The sequence below is a fragment of the Sedimentimonas flavescens genome, from assembly GCF_019264375.1.
Classification (GTDB): Bacteria; Pseudomonadota; Alphaproteobacteria; order Rhodobacterales; family Rhodobacteraceae; genus Rhodobacter; species Rhodobacter flavescens.
Genome location: NZ_JAHVAI010000009.1, coordinates 22389 through 41395, shown reverse-complemented (window position 1 = coordinate 41395; position 19007 = coordinate 22389). Strand labels below are relative to the sequence as shown.

The following is a 19007-nucleotide window of genomic DNA, read 5'->3' as shown; positions in this document are numbered from 1 at the left end:
GGCGCGCTATCAGTAGGCCATGGAACATGCATCGAAACCGCTCGTCACGATCACCTATTGCACCGGCTGCAACTGGCTTTTGCGCGCCGGATGGATGGCGCAGGAGCTGCTCTCGACCTTCGGCGAAGACCTTGGCGGAGTGACCATTGTCCCCGGCCATGGCGGCGCCTTCGAGGTCTCGGTCGATGGGACCCTTCTGTGGGAGCGCAAGCGCGACGGCGGTTTTCCCGATGCGAAAGAACTCAAGAAACGCCTGCGCGACGTGATCGAACCCGACCGCGACCTGGGCCACATCGACCGGAGCGGCGCATGAAAACCCTTCTGAGCATCGGCCACGGCTATTCCGCGCAGGAACTGGCCAAGATCCTGCTGCCGCAGGGCTGGCGCATCATCGGCACCACCCGCAGCGCAGAGAAGGCCGAGGCCCTGCGCGCCACGGGCATCGAGGCCCTGATCTGGCCGGGTGACCCCCTGCCCCTGTCCGAGGTCACGCATCTGCTGACCTCGGTCGCCCCCGATGACGATGGCGACCCGGTGCTGCGCGCCCATGGTGCCGAGATCGCCGCCGCCGCGCCGCATCTGAAATGGGCCGGGTATCTCTCGACCGTGGGCGTCTATGGCGATCATGGCGGCGAGTGGGTCGATGAGGACACCGCCCTCACCCCCGCCACCAAGCGCGGTCAGGCGCGTGTTCTGGCCGAGGCCGAATGGCTTGCGGTGCCTGGCCTCAACCCGCACATCTTCCGCCTTGCGGGCATCTATGGCCCCGGCCGTGGCCCCTTCGCCAAGGTGCGCGCCGGCACCGCGCGGCGCATCGTCAAACCGGGTCAGGTCTTCTCGCGCATCCATGTCACTGACATCGCGCGGGTGCTGGCAGCCTCGATCGCGCGACCCGATCCGGGGCGCATCTACAACGTCTGCGACGATGAGCCCGCGCCGCCCGAAGACGTGCTCAGCCTAGCCGCCGCGATGCTGAACCTGCCCGAGCCGCCCATGGTGCCCTATGACGAGGCCACCATGAGCCCGATGGCCCGCAGCTTCTACGCGGAATCGAAGCGCTGCCGGAACGACCGGATCAAGCAGGAGCTTGGCGTTAGCCTGCTCTACCCCGATTACCGCGCCGGGCTTGCGGCACTGCTTCAGGCGGGCTGAGCCTGCATCGGCCGCTCGCGCACCGGCAGGTGCACGATGGCCGAGAAGGCGCCGACGCCCACGCCGACCCACCACACCATCGTGTAGTCGCCGTAGATGTCATACAGCTTACCGCCGAGCCACACGCCAAGGAACGCGCCGATCTGGTGGCTGAGGAAGACAAAGCCATAAAGCGTGCCCATGTAGCGCAGCCCGTAGATATAGGCGACCAGCCCCGAGGTCAGCGGCACCGTGGCCAGCCACAGCGCGCCCATCACCAGCGAGAAGATCAGCACCGTCGCGGGTGTCATCGGCACCAAGATGAACGCCGCCGCCGCGATGGTGCGGCCCAGATAGATCAGTGCCAGAAGCTTCTTCTTGGACCAACGCTTGCCCGCCCAACCGGCGTAGATCGAACCCGCGATATTCGCCAGACCGATGACCGAGATGGCGATGGCACCCAGTGCCGATTGCGTCTCGATGCCAATGGCCGCCAGCATCCCCGTCGGATCCACGGCGCCGCACATCTCGGTCACCATGGCGGGGAAGTGGGCGGTGATGAAGGCCAGCTGATAGCCGCAGGAAAAGAAGCCCAGGAAGATTAGCGTATAGGACGGGTCCTTGAAGGCGCGCTTGAGCACGGTGCCCATGCTTTCCTCAAGCTCGGCCCGGGTGGCGCGCTGCGGGGCGCGCAGCATCGGCAGCGCGAAAAGGCTCGCGAGGATCACGACCGCGAATATCATGAACACGCTCTGCCAGGTGAAATAGGCCAGAAGCGCCTCGGCCATCGGCGCGCCAATGACCTGTCCGGCCGATCCCGCCGCGGTGGCGATGCCAAGCGCGAGCGAGCGGTTCTCGTCGGAACTCGCGCGGCCCACGACCGCGAGGATCACGCCAAACCCCGTGCCCGCGATCCCGAAGCCCACCGCGATCTCAAGCAGGTCATGCTGCCAGGGCGCCGTGGCGAAGGCAGACAGCACAAGACCTGCGGCATACATCAGCGCGCCGACAATGATCGCGCGCCGGTCGCCAAAACGTTCCGCCAGCGCGCCGAAGATCGGCTGCCCGATGCCCCAGGCGAGGTTCTGGATCGCGATGGCCAGACTGAACTCGGCCCGCGGCCAGCCGAACTCGGTCGCGATCGGGATCTGGAAGACGCCAAACGAGGCCCGCACCGAGAAATTCAGCATCAGGATGATCGCCCCGCCGATCAGGACGGGGGTTAACAGGGGGGCTTTGGTCATGGGTGTCTCCCTTCGCGCGAAGACGCATTTCGCCATGCGGCTGCAACTGCGTCAATCGCGCAATTGTGTCCCGAACAATCGCCTTGCGCTGCCCCGCGCCCCGTGACCCAATGGCGCAAAACGGAGGAGCCCATGTATACCGTTATCGGTCCTGTCGCCTCGCGCGCGCTGCGGGTGCTTTGGATGCTCGAAGAGCTTGGCCAAAGCTATGAACATGTGAAGGCAGCGCCGCGCTCTGAAGGGGTCGTGGCCTTCAACCCGGCAGGCAAGGTGCCGGTGCTGATCGTCGATGGCACACCGGTGACCGACTCGACCGCGATCATCCAGTTCCTTGCCGACCGCCACGGCGCGATGACCCATCCGGCGGGAACTCTGGCCCGCGCGCGGCAAGACAGCCTGACGCAATTCCTGCTCGATGAATTCGACGCGGCGCTGTGGATGGCCGCGCGGCACAGCTTTATCCTGCCCGAGGAGCTGCGCCTTTCGGGCATCAAGAACACCCTGCGGTGGGAATTCGAACGCTCGCAGCATGTGCTGGTGCAGCGCATGGGCGATGGGGATTTCGTCATGGGCGACGAGATGACCGTACCCGACATCATCCTGAGCCATTGCCTCAGCTGGGCCCTGGCCGCCAAGTTCCCGATCGTCGAGCACCGCCTGACCGAGTATCTCGACCGGATGCGCGCGCGCCCTGCCTACAAGCAGGCGCTGGTGCGGTAAGGGGGCAGTTGCCCCCTTACTTTGCGTTCATTTCCGCCTCGACCTCGGCCTGATGCTGGCCAAGACGCGGCGAGGGTTTTGCAACCGACAGATCCGCCCCCGAGAAAGCGATCGGCAGGCGTACGCCGGGCACGCCTTCGGGCGCGATCTGCATCTTGCGCGCGACAATCTGCGGATCTGCGAAAACATCCGCCATCTCGTTGATCGGCCCGGCCGGAACGCCCTTGGCCTCGCAGGCCGCCAGCAGATCGGCGCGGGTAAAGCCGCGGCTGCGCTCCGAGATCAGCGCGGTCAGCGCCTCGCGGTTGGCGATGCGGTCGGCGTTGGTCAGGTAATGTGGCGCCTCGGCCAGATCCTCGAGATCGAGAATGCCGCAGAGCTTGCGATACTGCCCGTCATTGCCCGTCGCCAGGATCACGTAACCGTCCGAACACGGGAAGACTGCGTAGGGCACCAGGTTCGGATGCGCGTTGCCCATCCGCTTGGGCGAGGTGCCGGTGGCCAGGAAGTTCATCGCCTGATTGGCCATGATCGAGGTCGCCACGTCCAGCAGCGACAGATCGACCAACTGCCCCTCGCCGGTGGTGTTGCGCTGATGCAAGGCCGCCAAAATGCCGACCGCCGCATAGACGCCGGTGAAGACATCGGTCACCGCCACGCCCACCTTTTGCGGCTCGCCATCCGCCGGGCCGGTTACGCTCATCAGGCCCGACATGCCCTGGATGATGTAATCGTAGCCCGCCCGGTGTGCATAGGGCCCGTCCTGACCGAAGCCCGTGACCGAGCAATAGATCAGCCGCGGGTTCACCTTGCGCAGGCTCTCGTAATCGAGCCCGTATTTCGCCAGACCACCGACCTTGAAATTCTCGATCAGCACATCGGCATCAGCGACCAGACGGCGCACGAACTCCTGCCCCTCTGGGGTGCGGAAATCCGCCGTGACCGAGCGTTTTCCCCGGTTCGCGCCGTGGAAATAGGCCGCGCTCTTCTCGCCCTCATGCTCGATGAAGGGCGGGCCCCAGCGGCGGGTATCGTCGCCCTCGGGGGCCTCGACCTTGATCACATCCGCACCCAGATCGGCGAGGATCTGGCCCGCCCAGGGGCCAGCCAGAATCCGCGCCAGTTCGACGACTTTCAGACCTGCAAGTGGCGTCATCTCAGAGCTTCGCGTCCAGAATGGCCTTGAGCTCCTCGTAGCTCATGTTCGAGTGCTTCACGCCGTCGATCACCAGCGTCGGGGTCGAGTTGATATCGTCCGCCGTCGCGTTCTTCTGGTAGGTCGCGATCATCGCGCCCACGCGCTCCTGATCGGCCATGCAGGTGTCGATCTGTTCTTTGCTCAGCCCGGCCTTGAGACCGATCTTGCGCAGGTTGTCCGCGATGGTGGCGTCCTTGCCGTCGCCGATCCAGTCCTTCTGCGTCTCGTAGATCATACCCGACAGGGCGTGGTATTTCGGCGCGCCACCGCATTGCGCGATCAGCCCGGCCCAAAGGCCATATTTGTCGAAATAGACCTCGCGGTGGATGAACTTCACCTTGCCGGTGTCAATGTAATCCTTCTTGAGCTGCGCAAAGACCGTGTCATGGAACGTCGCGCAATGCGGGCAGGTATACGAGGCGTATTCGATCAGCGTGATCGGCGCATTCGCATCCCCCAGCGGGATATCGGGCAGGATCTCGGCGCTCTCATCGGCCGCGGCGGGCAGCACAAAGGAGGTCTGGGTGCCGGCATTGCGGCTTGCGATCCAGCCGCCGGTCACGGCGATCGCGGCGGCCCCGGAAATTCCCAGAAGGAGGGTGCGTCGGTTCATCAGTCAGCCTTTCTTCAGTTTGGCCCGGCTCTCGGACCTCGATAGGACGTTTTGCGCCAGCTTTTCAAGCGCGGCGCGCAATGTGGGATCGCCAAAGCCCTCGGCGGTTTCATGGGCGCGGGCGCGCAATTCGGGCGATGGCGGCGGTTTCTCGGCCTTGGGCGCGGGGGTGAACTGCGCCTGCCCTTCGGCGAAGCCGATGGGGGCCGTTTGGGTCAGCACGATGCGCGAGATCGCGTTGTAGCCGTAACAGGCGTTCACCTTCTCGCGGATCTGCGGCAGCTGCATCTGCAACATGGGCGCCGAGGCGCCAAGGGTCAGCAGGCTCAGCGTGGCGCCGAACCCGCCCTTGGCATAGCCGATCTTGACCGGGCGGGTCTGGGCGGCGATGTCCTCGCCGACGATTTCGGCCCAATGGGTCAGAAGGCGCGACACCGCAAACCCCCGGCTTTCACCGGCCACGCGAATCCGCTCGCGCAGAAGCCGCCCGGCGGGCTCGAAGCCGCGCATCCGGCGGTCGGGCGTGTCGCTGATCTGCGGCGGTTTTTTCGGTGCCATCCCTGTCATTCCCGATTTTCGCGGTTATCTTATGCGCCCTGCGGGGCTTTGCCAGCACAATGGTCAAGGCGGAGGCATAAAGATTGCGTGACGAGGACGAGAGCGCAGCCGGCGCGGCGCTGCTGGCGTGGTATGACCGCGCGGCGCGCGTGATGCCATGGCGTGTCGGCCCGGCCGAGCGCGCGGCGGGCGCGCGCCCCGATCCCTATCGCGTGTGGCTCTCAGAAGTCATGTTGCAACAGACCACCGTTGCCGCCGTACGCGACTATTTCCGACGCTTCACCGAACGCTGGCCACGGGTCGAGGATCTGGCCGCCGCCGAGGATGCCGAGGTGATGGCCGAATGGGCGGGGCTCGGCTATTACGCGCGGGCCCGCAACCTGCTCAAATGCGCCCGCGCGGTCGTACAGGACCACGGCGGGCGCTTCCCCGACACAGCCGAGGGGCTGCGCGCCCTGCCCGGGATCGGTCCCTATACCGCCGCCGCCATTGCCTCCATTGCCCATGACGAGCCCGCGACCGTCGTCGATGGCAATGTCGAGCGTGTGGTTGCGCGCCTCTGGGCGGTCGAGACGCCCCTGCCAGTCGCCAAACCCGAGCTGACCGCGCTGGCCGCGCGGCTGACCCCGACCGAACGGCCCGGCGATCATGCGCAGGCGATGATGGATTTGGGCGCCACGATCTGCACGCCGCGCAAGCCGGTCTGCGCGCTCTGCCCGTTGCGCGGCTTTTGCGCTGCGGCAGCGCAGGGCGTCGCCGAGACCCTGCCACGCAAGGCCCCCAAACCCGAGAAACCCACCCGCGCAGGCTTTGCCTATGTCGCGCTCGATCCCTCGGGCGGAGTGCTGCTGGAGCGGCGTCCCGACAAAGGGCTTCTGGGCGGCACGCTCGGTTTTCCCGGCTCGGACTGGGTCGAGGCGCCAAACCCCAACCCGCCGCTGGCCGCCGAATGGAGCGAAGCACCCGCCGAGGTGCGCCACACCTTTACCCATTTCCACCTGCGCCTGCGGGTGATGGTGGCGCGTGCCGAAGGTGACGGGTTCACCCCCCGCGCGGCGTTCCGGCCCGCAGACCTGCCCACGCTGATGCGCAAGGTCTGGGACGCGGCGCAAAGCGCCATGACGCCGTAACGGCAACGATTGCGGCGCAGGCCGCGCGCGCTATGATCGCCCCGTATTCATGAGGCCCCGATGTCGAGCCCCGAGGAAATCCGCAAACCGATCCGCGCGCTGCCTTTCTGGCTGTCGCTTGGCACCGTGCCTCTGGCGGTGATCGAGGCGCGTTTCGGCGGCTGGACGCTGCTGTTGCTGCCCGCCTATGCGTGGTGGCTGGTGAGCCTGCTCGACCAGCTTCTGGGCCGCAATACGGACCAGCCCGATGTCTCGACGCCCGAGGCAGATCTGTTCTGGTATCGGCTGATCACGCTGATCTGGTTCCCGATCCAGTTCGCGGTGATCTATGGCGCGATCTGGTATGTCACCCGCAGCGATCATCTGAGCCCCTCCGAAACGGTGGGGCTGTTCTTCGGTCTGGGTGTGATCTCGGGGACGATCGGGATTGTCTATGCGCATGAGCTGATGCACCAGAAGCCGCAGCTTGAGCGCTGGCTGGGGGATCTGCTGCTGGCGATGGTGCTTTATTCACATTTCCGATCCGAGCATTTGCAGGTTCATCACCTCTGGGTCGGCACGCCGCGCGATGCGGTCAGCGCGCGCTATAATGAGGGTTTCTATCGCTATTTCCTGCGCGTGCTGCGCGCCTGCCCCGGATCGGCCTGGCGGGCCGAGATGCTGCGGCTGGCACGAGCGGGGCGTTTTTCCTGGCACCGCAGCAATCCGTTCTGGCGCTATGGCGCGCTTCAACTGGCGGCGCTGGCGCTGGCATATGCGATCGGCGGCTGGATCGGGCTCGGGCTGTTCCTCTATCAGGCGTTCATCGCCGTGTGGCAGCTGGAGCTGACGAATTACGTTGAGCATTACGGGCTAACCCGCGCCTATCGCGGCGAGGGGCGGTATGAACCGGTGCGGCCGCATCATTCGTGGAACGCCGATCATCGGGCGACGAATTGGCTCCTGATCAATCTTCAGCGCCATTCGGATCATCATACCAAGCCTGATCGCCGCTTCCCGCTGTTGCAGACTTATGCCGAGAACGAGGCGCCGCAGCTGCCGCTTGGTTATCCGCTGATGGCACTGATGGCGATGGTTCCGCCACTGTGGCGGCGACGCATGAACCCCCGTGTACGCGCCTGGCGACGGCAGCATTACCCGGAGGTAGCGGATTGGAAGCCCTACAACAGGGGTGCGAACCCGATGCCGCGCGGCTCGGTCTGAGCGCCGGGGGCTTCGCGCCCCCCGACCCCCGCGGGATATTTGCGCCACATTGAAAGGGGGTCAGGTGACGACCCGCATCGTCACGTTGATACGTCCGCCTTTGGGCAGAAGAGTCGAGGTGCCCGGCGCGATGCGGTCGATGCCGTGGTAAATGAGGCGCGCAGGCCCACCCATAACCAGCACATCGCCCGAGCGCAGCCAGAGGCTTTGGGTGGAACCGCCGCGCGTCTGGTTGCCGATGCGGAAAAGACCGTCATCGCCCAGGCTGACCGAGACGACCGGCTGGGTGAAATCTGCCTCGTCGCGGTCCTGATGCAGGCCCATGCGCGCGCCTTCGGGGTAGAAGTTGATCAGGCAACATTCGGGTTGGCGATCGGTGCCGCAGACCGCGTTCCAGATGGTGGTCAGCATGGGCGGAATCGCGGGCCACGGTGTGCCCGAGGGGTGGGTTTCCGAATAGCGGTAGCCGCGCCGATCGGAGACCCAGCCAAAGCGGCCCGCCGAGGTCATGCGCACCGACATCGGCTTGCCATAGGGCGTCGTCGGCGAGAAAAACGGGGCAGCGGCAACCACCCCGCGGATCTGCGCGACAAGCGCATGCTGTTCTGGAGCTGTCAGCCAGCCCGGAAAGTGCTGAAATCCTCGGATTTCCTGCGGATCGGGGCGTTTGGGCGCGCTTTCGGCGGAATCGTTCATTTGTTGCGATCTTCCCGGGTCGCGGTTCTTGCAGGGGCTTTTTACCCTCCTTATATACGCCGGGAAGCCGGAAACGGACATGCGCCGTTCGCCGACATTTGAACCGAAACCCTGGGATTGGGGTCGGGGGCCTTACGGGACCCGAACCCGCCAAATCGCCGAAAGAAGAGGTAAAGACATGGCCAAAGTGATCGGGATCGACCTTGGGACGACCAACAGCTGCGTCGCCATCATGGACGGCTCGCAACCCCGCGTGATCGAGAACTCGGAAGGGGCGCGCACCACGCCCTCGATCGTCGCCTATACCGACAACGAACGCCTTGTGGGCCAGCCCGCCAAGCGTCAGGCTGTCACCAACCCCACCAACACCGTTTTCGCCGTCAAGCGCCTGATCGGTCGCCGCGTGACCGACGCCGAGGTCGAGAAGGACCGCAAGCTGGTTCCCTACTCGATCGTCGATGGCGGCAATGGCGACGCCTGGGTCGAAGTGAAGGGTGAGAAATTCTCGCCCGCGCAGGTCTCGGCCGTCATCCTGCAGAAGATGAAGGAAACCGCCGAGAGCTATCTAGGCGAGACCGTGACGCAGGCCGTCATCACCGTTCCGGCCTATTTCAACGACGCTCAGCGTCAGGCCACCAAGGATGCGGGCAAGATCGCGGGCCTTGAGGTGCTGCGCATCATCAACGAGCCGACGGCGGCCGCGCTTGCCTATGGTCTCGACAAGAAAGAATCGAAAACCATCGCGGTTTATGACCTTGGCGGCGGCACCTTCGATATCACCATCCTTGAGATCGACGATGGCCTGTTCGAGGTGAAATCCACCAACGGCGACACCTTCCTGGGTGGCGAAGACTTTGACATGCGCATCGTGAACTACCTCGCCGAGGAGTTCAAAAAGGAGCATGGCGCCGATCTGACCAAGGACAAGATGGCCCTCCAGCGCCTGAAAGAGGCGGCGGAAAAGGCCAAGATCGAGCTTTCGTCGAGCCAGCAGACCGAAATCAACCAGCCGTTCATCTCGATGGATGCCGCGACCGGCACGCCGCTGCACATGGTCATGAAGCTGACCCGCGCCAAGCTGGAAAGCCTTGTGGGCGACCTGATCAAGGCCTCGCTCAAGCCCTGCCAGGCGGCGCTGAAGGATGCGGGCGTCTCGAAGGACGAGATCGACGAAGTCGTTCTGGTCGGCGGTATGACCCGTATGCCGAAAGTGGTCGAGGAAGTGACCAAGTTCTTCGGCAAGGAGCCCCACAAGGGCGTGAACCCCGACGAGGTCGTGGCGCTTGGCGCGGCGATCCAGGCCGGCGTTCTGCAAGGTGATGTGAAAGACGTCGTCCTGCTCGACGTGACGCCGCTGTCGCTCGGGATCGAAACGCTCGGTGGCGTGTTCACCCGCCTGATCGACCGCAACACCACGATCCCGACCAAGAAGTCGCAGATCTTCTCGACCGCCGAGGACAACCAGAACGCGGTGACGATCCGCGTGTTCCAGGGCGAGCGCGAGATGGCAGCCGACAACAAGATCCTCGGCATGTTCAACCTTGAAGACATTCCGCCCGCACCGCGCGGCATGCCGCAGATCGAGGTAACCTTCGACATCGACGCCAACGGCATCGTCTCGGTTTCGGCCAAGGACAAGGGCACCGGCAAGTCGCAGAACATCACGATCCAGGCCTCGGGCGGTCTGTCGGATGAGGACATCGACAAGATGGTGCGCGACGCCGAGGCCAATGCCGAAGCCGACAAGAAGCGCAAGGAACTGGTCGAGACCAAGAACCAGGCCGAAAGCCTGCTGCACTCGACCCGCAAGTCGCTCGAAGAGCATGGCGACAAGGTGGATGGCTCGACCGTCGAGGCGATCGAACTGGCTGCCAACGCGCTGGAAGAGGCGCTCAAGTCCGACGACGCCGGCAAGATTAAGGGTGGCATCAGCAACCTGACCGACGCCGCGATGAAACTGGGCGAGGCGATCTACAAGGCGCAGGCTGCCGAAGGCGGCAATACCGATGCAGACGAGGATGGCCCGCGCGGCGTGGACGACGACATCGTCGATGCCGATTTCGAGGACATGGGCGAAGACAAGCGCAAGTAAGCGCAGGAACCTGAGGAACGGGCCCTGCGGGGCCCGTTCCCTTGTTCCCCCAAGGGGATTCTGCAATGGCAAAGCGTGATTTCTACGAGGTTCTGGGCATCGCCAAAGGTGCCTCGGCCGAAGAGATCAAGAAGGCCTATCGCAAGAAGGCAAAAGAGCTTCACCCCGACCGCAACCAGGACAATCCCGAGGCCGAGGCCCAGTTCAAGGAAGCGAACGAGGCCTATGACGTGCTCAAGGACGCCGACAAGAAGGCGGCCTATGACCGCTTCGGTCACGCGGCCTTCGAGGGCGGCATGGGTGGTGGCGGCGGGCCGCGCGGCGGGTTTGCACAGGGCGATTTCGGCTCGGCATTCTCAGATGTGTTCGAGGATCTGTTCGGCGATTTCATGGGTGGGCGCGGCGGCCCCGGCGGCGGGCGTTCGCGCGCGGCGCGGGGTTCGGACCTGCGCTACAACATGCGTGTGACGCTGGAAGAGGCGTTCAAAGGCGCACAGAAGACCATCACCGTGCCCGGCTCGACCCAGTGTTCGTCGTGCAATGGCACCGGCGCCGAAGGCGGGGCCGAGCCGCAGACCTGCCCGACCTGCTCGGGCATGGGCAAGGTGCGCGCGCAAAACGGCTTCTTCACGGTCGAGCGGACCTGCCCGACCTGTGGCGGCCAAGGCCAGGTGGTGAAGAACCCCTGCCGCGCCTGCCACGGCGCTGGCCGGGTCGAGAAGGAGCGTACGCTCTCGGTCAACATTCCGGCGGGCGTCGAGACCGGCACCCGTATCCGTCTGGCCGGTGAGGGCGAGGCGGGAATGCGCGGCGGCCCCTCGGGCGATCTCTACATCTTCATCGAAGTGCGCGAGCACGCGATCTTCCAGCGCGAGGGCGTACATCTTTTCTGCCGCGTGCCGGTCAGCATGGCCTCCGCCGCGCTTGGCGGTGAGGTCGAGGTGCCCACGATCGACGGCGGGCGTTCGCGCGTGAAGATCCCGCAGGGCTCGCAATCGGGCCGCCAGATGCGCCTGCGTGCCAAGGGCATGCCTGCGTTGCGCGGCGGTGGCGTCGGCGACATGGTGATCGAACTGGCGGTGGAAACCCCGGTCAACCTGACCACCCGCCAGAAGGAACTGCTGCGCGAGTTCGAGAAGATCGAGGCCGAGAACAACCCCGAAGGGGCGAGCTTCTTCAAGAAGGTCAAAAGCTTCTGGGACGGCATGAAAGGTTGAACGGGCGCCTTCGGGCGCCCTTTCCATTTTCTTAACGCTTTCTTCACCAAGCCTGCGGCAAAATCGCCGCATGAAGCCACCCTCAGCCTTTCACGAAATGCCCCTGCCGCTCTTCGGTGACCCCGACGAGGCCGCGCCGGTTGCGCTCCCCGATGGCCGGCTGCCCTCTTACATCGGGGATCATCGCAAGCGGCTGCGGGCGCGCTTCATGGAGGGTGGCGCCGCCGCCCTCCCCGATTACGAACTGCTGGAATTGATCCTGTTCCGCGCCATCCCACGACAGGACGTAAAGCCGCTCGCGCGGCGGCTGATCGACACTTTCGGCGATTTCGGCCGCGTGCTCTCGGCACCCGAGGCGCGACTGCGCGAGGTGACCGGGGTGGGCGATGCGGTGGTGCAGGAGCTCAGGATCGTCGAAGCGGCGGCGCAGCGGCTGGCGCGTTCGAAGGTCATCCACCGGCCGGTGCTGTCATCGTGGAAGGCGCTGCTGGATTACTGCCACACCGCCATGGCGCATCGCGAGGTCGAGCAGTTTCGCGTCCTTTACCTCGACCGCAAGAACATCCTGATCGCGGATGAGGAGCAGGCGCGCGGCACGGTCGACCATGTGCCGGTCTACCCGCGCGAAGTGGTCAAGCGCGCGCTGGAAGTGAACGCCTCGGCGCTGATCCTGGTGCATAACCACCCCTCGGGTGATCCGACGCCCTCCGAGGCCGATATTGCCATGACGGACCGCATCAGGATGGCCGCCGATGCATTGGGCATCGTGCTGCACGATCACCTGATCATCGGCAAGGACACGGAGCTAAGCTTCCGGTCGTCAGGGTATCTTTAGGGGGCGATCAGTTGCTCAGCGGAGCGGGGATCGACACAGGGCCGCCAAAGCCGCCAAACTGCGGGGCTTTCGGCTCGCCGGGGGCTTCGAGCGCGACAAGACTGATATCATCGGTCAGCGCGCGGGTCGCAAGCTCTGGCAGCGATGCGACGCCGCCAATGGTCTGGCCGGTCAGGGCAAGGCGCGGGCGGGCGATAACGGCCTGTGCCTGCGGGATTTCGGTGGCATAGACAAGCTGACCATTGTGCAGATGCGGGCGCTGCTGCGCGGTATCGGCATCTTCCATCACGTTGCCGGTCGCGGCGGCCAGCATGAAGGTCGCGATCAGAATGCGCGCATTGTGCAGCTTGTTCTTGTGCTTCTGCATGGCTTTCCCCAGCCGAATCGTGGCCCTTCAATCACCCTAGGATTGAAAACGGGCAAAGCCGTGACGATTGCGGGGCAATAGTGACCAAATATTAACCCTATTCTCCCTAGATATAGGGTCCGCCAGGGTTCCGTTAACTATATATGGAAAAGCGCCCGCACCGAACGGGGCGAGCGCCTTAGCTTTGCCATATTTTCGTCAAGCGATCCGGCCGTGGCAGTGCTTGAACTTCTCGCCCGAGCCGCAGGGGCAGGGATCGTTGCGCGAAGGCTCGCCCCAGGTCGCTGGATCGTTCTCGTCGAAGCCGGGTTTCGCGGCCGGGGCCGGGGGTGCCTCGGGCTCGGGCTGCGGCATGGCTTGGGCCATCATCGCGGCGCGCTCTTCCTCGGTCAGCGGGCGGATCTGGCCAAGGCGCTTGGTCACCTCGGAACGCAGCCCGTCCAGCAGCGTCTCGAAAAGCTGGAAGCTTTCGGTCTTGTATTCCGACAGCGGGTCGCGCTGCGCATAGCCGCGGAAACCGATGACCGAACGCAGATGCTCAAGCGTCACCAGATGCTCGCGCCACTTGGTGTCGATGGTTTGCAGCAGGATCTGCTTTTCGATCGTGCGCATGGTCTCGACGCCGAAGGTCTCGGTCTTTTGCGCCATGAATGCGTCACTGGCCTCTTCGATACGCTCGATCAGCACGTCCTGATCGACGCCCTCCTCGGCGGCCCATTCGGCGATCGGAAGCTGCATGTTCAGCCCGTCGAGCACCGCATGCGTCAGCCCCTCGACATCCCATTGATCTGCATAGGATTTGGGCGGGGCGTATTGATCGACGAGATCCTCGACGACCTGGTGGCGCATATCCTGCGCGATCTCGCCGATATCCTCGGATTCCATGATCTCGCGGCGCTGGCTGAAGATCGCCTTGCGCTGGTCGTTCATCACGTCGTCGAATTTCAGCAACTGCTTGCGGATGTCGAAGTTACGGCCCTCGACCTTCGCCTGCGCGCGCTCCAGCGACTTGTTCACCCAGGGGTGGATGATCGCCTCGCCTTCCTTCATCCCCAGCTTGGTCAGCACGCCTTCGAGCTTTTCCGAGCCGAAGATGCGCATCAGGTCATCTTCGAGCGACAGGAAGAAGAGCGAACGCCCCGGGTCGCCCTGACGGCCCGAGCGGCCGCGCAGCTGGTTGTCGATGCGGCGGCTTTCGTGGCGCTCGGTGGCCAGAACGAACAGCCCGCCCGCCTCAAGCACCTTTTGCTTTTCTTCGGCATGTTCTGCCTCGATGCGCGCACGCAGCTCTTCGGGGTTAGCCTCGGGGTGCGCGGCCAGTTCCTCGAGCACCTTCATCTCGACGTTGCCGCCCAGCTGAATGTCGGTGCCGCGACCGGCCATGTTGGTGGCGATGGTCACCGCGCCCAGACGGCCGGCATCGGCCACGATCTTGGCCTCCTGCTCGTGCTGGCGGGCGTTGAGGACGTTGTGCGGGATGCCTTCGGCCTTGAGCATCTCCGAGATCATCTCGGATTTCTCGATCGAGGTCGTACCCAGAAGCACCGGCTGCCCCTTGGCATGGGCTTCCTTGAGCGCCTCGATCACGGCGGCGTATTTGTCGCGTGCGGTGCGATAGACGCGGTCGTGTTCGTCTTTACGCTGAATCGGGCGGTTGGTGGGTACTTCGACCACACCCAGACTGTAGATCTCAGCGAATTCCTCGGCCTCGGTCGCGGCGGTGCCGGTCATGCCCGCAAGCTTTTCATAGAGGCGGAAGTAGTTCTGGAAGGTCACCGAGGCCAGCGTCACGTTCTCGGGTTGAACGGGCAGGCCTTCCTTGGCCTCGATCGCCTGATGCAGTCCGTCCGACAGGCGGCGGCCCTTCATCGCGCGGCCGGTGTGCTCGTCGATCAGGATCACCTCGGTGCCCATGACCACGTAGTTCTGGTCCTTGTGGAACAGCTTGTGGGCGCGCAGGGCCTGGGTGACATGGTGCACGATGGTCGTGCTTTCGGGATCGTAGAGCGACTGGCCCTCGGGCAGGATGCCGGCCTCGTGCAGGCGGCGCTCCAGATACTCGTTGCCTTCCTCGGTATAGGTCGCGTTACGGCCCTTCTCATCGAGGGTGAAATGCTCGGCCGTCAGTTCGGGAATGAACCTGTCGAGCGTGTTGTACAGCTCCGAGCGGTCCTGCGAGGGGCCCGAGATGATCAGCGGCGTGCGCGCCTCATCGACCAGGATCGAGTCGACCTCGTCCACGATCGCGTAGAAATGGGCGCGCTGCGCCATTTCCTCGACCGAGCCCTTCATGTTGTCGCGCAGGTAGTCGAAGCCCAGTTCGTTGTTGGTGGCATAGGTCACGTCGCAGCGATAGGCCGCGCGCTTTTCGTCATCGGGCTGGAAGGGCACGACAACGCCGGTGGTCAGGCCAAGCGCGCCATAGACCTTGCTCATCCATTCGGCGTCGCGGCGGGCGAGATAGTCGTTGACGGTCACGACATGCACGCCCTTGCCGGGCAGCGCGTTCAGATAGGCCGGGAAGGTTGCGACAAGGGTCTTGCCCTCGCCGGTCTTCATTTCCGAGATGTTGCCCTGATGCAGGAAGATGCCGCCCATCAGCTGGGTGTCGAACGCGCGCAGGCCAAGCGCGCGCTTGGCGGCCTCGCGGCAGTTGGCGAAGGCTTCGGGCAGCAGCGCGTCGAGATCCTCGCCGCCCTGCGCACGGGTCTGAAGCTCGCGCGTTTTCTCGATGATCTGGGCATCGGTCAGCTTTTCGAACTCGGGTTCGAGCGCGTTGATCTTGGCGACAAGCGGACGGACCGATTTCACCTTGCGGTCATTCGGCGTGCCGAAAACCTTCTTTGCGATAGTTCCAAGGCCCAGCATGTTCTCTCCGCGGGTTCATCTGACCAAATCGTGTGACAAGCGACCTTGTCGCGCCCCTGCTTGCCGCCTAGAACGGCTAACGAAAATGGGGCGAAGCTGCCTTCACAGGACCTTAGGCGATGTAAGGGGCTGCCGTCAGAGTGTCAACGCCGCGGGGTGCCGCGGCCCTTGCAGGAGTGGCCTTGATGCCGAAACTCGCGAAATATCTTGGGTCTGTTGCCGTGATTTTGGCCATGGGTGGCGCCGTTCAGGCCGAAGAGGTCAAGGCCGACACCGTCGTGGCCACGGTCAACGGCACCCAGATCACCTTGGGTCACATGGCCAGCGTGCGCGAAAGCCTGCCGCCGCAGTATCAGCAGCTTCCCGATGACGTTCTGTTCGAAGGCATCCTTGAGCAGTTGATCCAGCAGACCGCTCTGGCCGAAATCGGGCAGGACATGATGACGCACCGCGACGAGATCGCGCTTGAGGTCGATCGCCGCGCCTATCTGGCCAATTCGGTTTTGGAACGCACTGCGGGCGGCGCCGTGACGGACGACGCGCTCAAGGCGGCTTATGAGGCGAAATACGCCAATGCGGAACCCACGCGCGAATACAACGCCGCGCATATCATCGTGGAAACCGAGGAGGACGCCGCCCGGATCAAGAAAGAGATCGAGGACGGGCTCGATTTCGGCGAGGCGGCCAAGCAATACTCGACCGACGGTGCGGCGCCCAACGGTGGCGATCTGGGCTGGTTCGGGCTTGAGGCGATGGTCAAGCCCTTCTCGGACGCGCTGGCCGAGATGAAGGATGGTGAGGTCAAAGGCCCGGTGCAGACCGAGTTCGGCTGGCATGTCGTCAAGCTGATGGAAACCCGTCTGGCCGAAGCCCCCACGATGGAAGAGGTCCGCGCCGAGCTGGAAGGCGATCTGCGCCAGGCCGCCGTGGAAAAACGCGTGACGGAAACCGTTGAAAAAGCGAAGGTCGAGAAAATGACCGAGGGTGTGGACCCCGCGCTCCTGAAGGACGCGGCGATCCTCGGCGAATGATCCGGCTCGGGAGGGCATGATGGCGAAGAAAAGCGAACTCAAGGCCAAGATCGACAAGCTCAAGGCCAAGGTGAAAGACCTGCGTGTCAAGCTTGAGGGCACGGCGGGCGAGGTCGTGGCCGAGGTCGGCAAGGAGCTTGCCGAGGCCAAGGCCGTCGTCGAGGCGAAGGTCAAGAAGGCCAGCCCGGTCTCGCCGCTGGCGCCTGCGGCGTTCCCCGCGCTGCCGGTGATCGACGGCGTCGAGTTCGCCGCCATCGGCGCAGGCGTGCGCTACGCGGGCCGCACCGACGTGATGCTGGCGCGCGTGGCGCCGGGTGCCGCGATCGCGGGGGTGTTCACCACCTCCTCGACCCGCGCGGCCTGTGTTCTGGATTGCCAGGAGAAGCTCAAGCTGAAGGTGGCCGCCGATGCGGGCGCCGCGATCATCGTGAACTCGGGCAATGCCAATGCCTTCACCGGCGCGCTCGGTCAGGAAGCCGTGGATGCGGTGACCGCCGCCGTCGCGCAGGCGACCGGTGTGCCCGCCTCGCGCGTTTTCTCCTCCTCGACCGGCGTGATCGGCGAGCCCCTGCCCTATGACCGCATCACCGCCAAGGTGGGCGATCTGGTGGCAACCCTCGACCCCAAAGGGATGGAGGCCGCGGCCCGCGCGATCATGACGACCGACACTTTCCCCAAGGGCTCGGCCGCCGAGATCGAGGGCGAGGGCGGCACGATCAAGATCGCCGGCATCGCCAAGGGTTCGGGGATGATCGCGCCCAACATGGCGACGATGCTGGTCTATATCTTCACCGATGCGAAGATCTCGACCAAGAACCTGCAAAAGATGCTCTCGCGCAATACCGATGACACGTTCAACGCGATCACGGTGGATAGCGACACATCGACCTCGGACGCGCTGATCCTTGCGGCCACGGGCCGCTCCACCGCTGCCGAGATCACCGATCTGCGCTCCAAAGCCGCGCGTGATTTCGAGGCCGCGCTGCGTGGCGTGATGATGGATCTGGCGCATCAGGTGGTGAAGGACGGCGAAGGCGCGACCAAGTTCGTCGAGGTCCGCGTGAGCGGCGCCGAGACCGCCGAGGATGCGCATAAGGTCGCGATGGCGGTGGCGAACTCGCCGCTGGTCAAGACCGCGATCGCCGGGCAGGACGCGAACTGGGGCCGTGTGGTCGCAGCTGTCGGCAAGTCCGGCGCCAAGGCCGACCGCGACAAGCTGCGCATCAGCTTTGGCGATATGGTCCTTGCCGAGAACGGCTGGCGCGTGCCCGATTACTCGGAAGAAGCCGCGAGCGCCTATATGAAGGGCCAGGAACTGGTGATCGGCGTCGATCTGGGCCTTGGCAAGGCGAAGAAGTCGGTCTGGACCTGCGATCTGACCCATCGCTACATCGACATCAACGCGGACTATCGCTCGTGAGCGGTGGCTGTGGACCCGAGGGGGCGCCTCCGCCCCCTCCGCCCGCACGCGTGATCCTTGTCTCTGCGGTGGCGCTGATCGACCCGGACGGGCGTATCCTTCTGGCGCAGCGCCCCGAGGGCAAATCGCTGGCCGGGCTGTGGGAGTTTCCGGGCGGCAAGGTCGAACAGGGCGAAAGCCCCGAGACCGCGCTGATCCGCGAGCTGCACGAGGAGTTGGGCATCGAGACCTGGCACAGCTGCCTTGCGCCGCTGACCTTCGCCAGCCACGCCTATGACGATTTCCACCTGCTGATGCCGCTGTTCGCGTGCCGCCGATGGGAAGGCATCGTCACCCCGCGCGAGGGGCAGAAACTGGCCTGGGTGCGTGCGCGCGAGTTGCACAGCTACCCGATGCCCCCGGCGGACGAGCCCCTGATCCCGATCCTGCGCGACTGGCTTTAAGCCAGCGCCGCGCCCGATAGTTTCGCTTTGCGCTTTGCGCGAGCTGTGAGATTATCGAGCCAGCAGAGGGGATTTGGGAGGAGAACTGATGCTGCGCACCATCGTGGTGGGAAGCTGTGTCTCGGTGCAGGGCACCTTCGTGGCGCAACTCGACAGCGAAAGGATCGTCGTCCGCGTGGACGGTCGCCTTTACGCGGGTCGGGCCGTGACGAGATCCTGACAAGAAACAACCGAAATGCAA

The 19007-nt window shown here is 64.6% G+C and carries 19 protein-coding genes; 12 read left to right on the top strand and 7 right to left on the bottom strand.

The features are described from left to right. The first annotated feature begins 19 nt into the window (after window positions 1–19). Window positions 20–313: an Rdx family protein gene (locus KTQ37_RS10065; protein WP_218630384.1), complete on the top strand. Its 294-nt coding sequence runs from the start codon at window positions 20–22 to the stop codon at window positions 311–313. Next, a complete protein-coding gene (locus tag KTQ37_RS10060; RefSeq protein ID WP_218630383.1) occupies window positions 310–1152 on the top strand; it encodes an SDR family oxidoreductase in 843 nt (280 codons plus the stop codon). Before KTQ37_RS10065 ends, KTQ37_RS10060 begins: the two co-directional genes overlap by 4 nt. Here the strand turns inward: KTQ37_RS10060 and KTQ37_RS10055 are convergent. After that, window positions 1140–2375, bottom strand: coding sequence for an MFS transporter (locus KTQ37_RS10055; protein ID WP_218630382.1), 1236 nt, complete (start codon window positions 2373–2375; stop codon window positions 1140–1142). The two genes, KTQ37_RS10060 and KTQ37_RS10055, sit on opposite strands and share 13 nt — an antisense overlap. Window positions 2376–2507: 132 nt before the next feature. Here KTQ37_RS10055 and KTQ37_RS10050 point away from each other — a divergent pair, with 132 nt between their 5' ends. Beyond that, complete coding sequence (locus tag KTQ37_RS10050) at window positions 2508–3095, top strand: glutathione S-transferase family protein (protein WP_218630381.1); 588 nt, start codon at window positions 2508–2510, stop codon at window positions 3093–3095. A gap of 16 nt (window positions 3096–3111) precedes the next feature. Here KTQ37_RS10050 and KTQ37_RS10045 read toward each other — a convergent pair whose 3' ends face one another. The 3 genes from KTQ37_RS10045 to KTQ37_RS10035 are packed head-to-tail and all read right to left on the bottom strand — an operon-like array spanning window position 3112 to window position 5464. After that, window positions 3112–4251, bottom strand: a complete 1140-nt coding sequence (locus tag KTQ37_RS10045) for a CaiB/BaiF CoA transferase family protein (RefSeq protein ID WP_218630380.1) — start codon at window positions 4249–4251, stop codon at window positions 3112–3114. 1 nt (window position 4252) lies between these two features. Next, window positions 4253–4906, bottom strand: a complete 654-nt coding sequence (locus KTQ37_RS10040; protein ID WP_218630379.1) for a DsbA family protein — start codon at window positions 4904–4906, stop codon at window positions 4253–4255. A 3-nt stretch (window positions 4907–4909) separates the two neighbouring features. Next, complete coding sequence (locus KTQ37_RS10035; protein WP_375546120.1) at window positions 4910–5464, bottom strand: DUF721 domain-containing protein; 555 nt, start codon at window positions 5462–5464, stop codon at window positions 4910–4912. Between the two features lie 83 nt (window positions 5465–5547). Here KTQ37_RS10035 and mutY point away from each other — a divergent pair, with 83 nt between their 5' ends. Both mutY and KTQ37_RS10025 read left to right on the top strand, forming a co-directional pair. Beyond that, window positions 5548–6594 (top strand): A/G-specific adenine glycosylase, encoded by a 1047-nt coding sequence (gene mutY, locus KTQ37_RS10030; protein ID WP_218630377.1) that lies wholly within the window; start codon window positions 5548–5550, stop codon window positions 6592–6594. 60 nt (window positions 6595–6654) lie between these two features. Next, a complete protein-coding gene (locus KTQ37_RS10025) occupies window positions 6655–7797 on the top strand; it encodes an alkane 1-monooxygenase (RefSeq protein ID WP_218630376.1) in 1143 nt (380 codons plus the stop codon). Window positions 7798–7857: 60 nt separating this feature from the next. Here the strand turns inward: KTQ37_RS10025 and KTQ37_RS10020 are convergent, their stop codons facing one another. After that, the gene (locus KTQ37_RS10020; RefSeq protein ID WP_218630375.1) at window positions 7858–8493 is read right to left on the bottom strand and encodes an alpha-ketoglutarate-dependent dioxygenase AlkB family protein; all 636 of its coding nucleotides are present in this window, start codon (window positions 8491–8493) and stop codon (window positions 7858–7860) included. A gap of 178 nt (window positions 8494–8671) precedes the next feature. Between KTQ37_RS10020 and dnaK the strand changes: the two genes are divergently transcribed. From dnaK to radC, 3 genes are all read left to right on the top strand, one after another. After that, window positions 8672–10585, top strand: a complete 1914-nt coding sequence (dnaK, locus tag KTQ37_RS10015; RefSeq protein WP_218630374.1) for a molecular chaperone DnaK — start codon at window positions 8672–8674, stop codon at window positions 10583–10585. A 65-nt stretch (window positions 10586–10650) separates the two neighbouring features. Then, window positions 10651–11802 carry a molecular chaperone DnaJ gene (gene dnaJ, locus KTQ37_RS10010; RefSeq protein WP_218630373.1) on the top strand — a complete coding sequence of 384 codons (1152 nt, stop codon included), beginning with the start codon at window positions 10651–10653 and terminating at the stop codon, window positions 11800–11802. 70 nt (window positions 11803–11872) lie between these two features. Beyond that, window positions 11873–12637 carry a RadC family protein gene (gene radC / locus KTQ37_RS10005; protein WP_218630372.1) on the top strand — a complete coding sequence of 255 codons (765 nt, stop codon included), beginning with the start codon at window positions 11873–11875 and terminating at the stop codon, window positions 12635–12637. Window positions 12638–12644: 7 nt separating this feature from the next. Here radC and KTQ37_RS10000 read toward each other — a convergent pair whose 3' ends face one another. Further along, a complete protein-coding gene (locus KTQ37_RS10000) occupies window positions 12645–13004 on the bottom strand; it encodes a hypothetical protein (RefSeq protein ID WP_218630371.1) in 360 nt (119 codons plus the stop codon). 198 nt (window positions 13005–13202) lie between these two features. Then, window positions 13203–15872 (bottom strand): preprotein translocase subunit SecA, encoded by a 2670-nt coding sequence (gene secA, locus KTQ37_RS09995; RefSeq protein WP_218630370.1) that lies wholly within the window; start codon window positions 15870–15872, stop codon window positions 13203–13205. Between the two features lie 185 nt (window positions 15873–16057). Here secA and KTQ37_RS09990 point away from each other — a divergent pair, with 185 nt between their 5' ends. From KTQ37_RS09990 to KTQ37_RS16890, 4 genes are all read left to right on the top strand, one after another. After that, window positions 16058–16903: a peptidylprolyl isomerase gene (locus KTQ37_RS09990; RefSeq protein WP_218630369.1), complete on the top strand. Its 846-nt coding sequence runs from the start codon at window positions 16058–16060 to the stop codon at window positions 16901–16903. A gap of 19 nt (window positions 16904–16922) precedes the next feature. Then, window positions 16923–18323, top strand: coding sequence for a bifunctional glutamate N-acetyltransferase/amino-acid acetyltransferase ArgJ (gene argJ, locus KTQ37_RS09985; protein ID WP_218630368.1), 1401 nt, complete (start codon window positions 16923–16925; stop codon window positions 18321–18323). 50 nt (window positions 18324–18373) lie between these two features. Further along, complete coding sequence (locus tag KTQ37_RS09980) at window positions 18374–18766, top strand: (deoxy)nucleoside triphosphate pyrophosphohydrolase (protein ID WP_263847872.1); 393 nt, start codon at window positions 18374–18376, stop codon at window positions 18764–18766. Between the two features lie 88 nt (window positions 18767–18854). Continuing rightward, a complete protein-coding gene (locus KTQ37_RS16890; protein ID WP_260014899.1) occupies window positions 18855–18986 on the top strand; it encodes a hypothetical protein in 132 nt (43 codons plus the stop codon). Window positions 18987–19007 lie beyond the last annotated feature (21 nt).

Excerpts from the sequence above, each read along its gene's own strand:
- KTQ37_RS10035 (WP_375546120.1), bottom strand. The coding sequence starts at position 5,464 with ATGGCACCGAAAAAACCGCCGCAGATCAGCGACACGCCCGACCGCCGG.
- KTQ37_RS10055 (WP_218630382.1), bottom strand. The coding sequence starts at position 2,375 with ATGACCAAAGCCCCCCTGTTAACCCCCGTCCTGATCGGCGGGGCGATC.
- KTQ37_RS10065 (WP_218630384.1), top strand. The coding sequence starts at position 20 with ATGGAACATGCATCGAAACCGCTCGTCACGATCACCTATTGCACCGGC.
- KTQ37_RS09990 (WP_218630369.1), top strand. The coding sequence starts at position 16,058 with ATGCCGAAACTCGCGAAATATCTTGGGTCTGTTGCCGTGATTTTGGCC.
- KTQ37_RS10020 (WP_218630375.1), bottom strand. The coding sequence starts at position 8,493 with ATGAACGATTCCGCCGAAAGCGCGCCCAAACGCCCCGATCCGCAGGAA.
- radC (WP_218630372.1), top strand. The coding sequence starts at position 11,873 with ATGAAGCCACCCTCAGCCTTTCACGAAATGCCCCTGCCGCTCTTCGGT.
- KTQ37_RS16890 (WP_260014899.1), top strand. The coding sequence starts at position 18,855 with ATGCTGCGCACCATCGTGGTGGGAAGCTGTGTCTCGGTGCAGGGCACC.
- KTQ37_RS10040 (WP_218630379.1), bottom strand. The coding sequence starts at position 4,906 with ATGAACCGACGCACCCTCCTTCTGGGAATTTCCGGGGCCGCCGCGATC.
- dnaJ (WP_218630373.1), top strand. The coding sequence starts at position 10,651 with ATGGCAAAGCGTGATTTCTACGAGGTTCTGGGCATCGCCAAAGGTGCC.
- KTQ37_RS10045 (WP_218630380.1), bottom strand. The coding sequence starts at position 4,251 with ATGACGCCACTTGCAGGTCTGAAAGTCGTCGAACTGGCGCGGATTCTG.
- secA (WP_218630370.1), bottom strand. The coding sequence starts at position 15,872 with ATGCTGGGCCTTGGAACTATCGCAAAGAAGGTTTTCGGCACGCCGAAT.
- argJ (WP_218630368.1), top strand. The coding sequence starts at position 16,923 with ATGGCGAAGAAAAGCGAACTCAAGGCCAAGATCGACAAGCTCAAGGCC.
- KTQ37_RS10000 (WP_218630371.1), bottom strand. The coding sequence starts at position 13,004 with ATGCAGAAGCACAAGAACAAGCTGCACAATGCGCGCATTCTGATCGCG.
- dnaK (WP_218630374.1), top strand. The coding sequence starts at position 8,672 with ATGGCCAAAGTGATCGGGATCGACCTTGGGACGACCAACAGCTGCGTC.
- KTQ37_RS10050 (WP_218630381.1), top strand. The coding sequence starts at position 2,508 with ATGTATACCGTTATCGGTCCTGTCGCCTCGCGCGCGCTGCGGGTGCTT.
- KTQ37_RS10060 (WP_218630383.1), top strand. The coding sequence starts at position 310 with ATGAAAACCCTTCTGAGCATCGGCCACGGCTATTCCGCGCAGGAACTG.
- KTQ37_RS10025 (WP_218630376.1), top strand. The coding sequence starts at position 6,655 with ATGTCGAGCCCCGAGGAAATCCGCAAACCGATCCGCGCGCTGCCTTTC.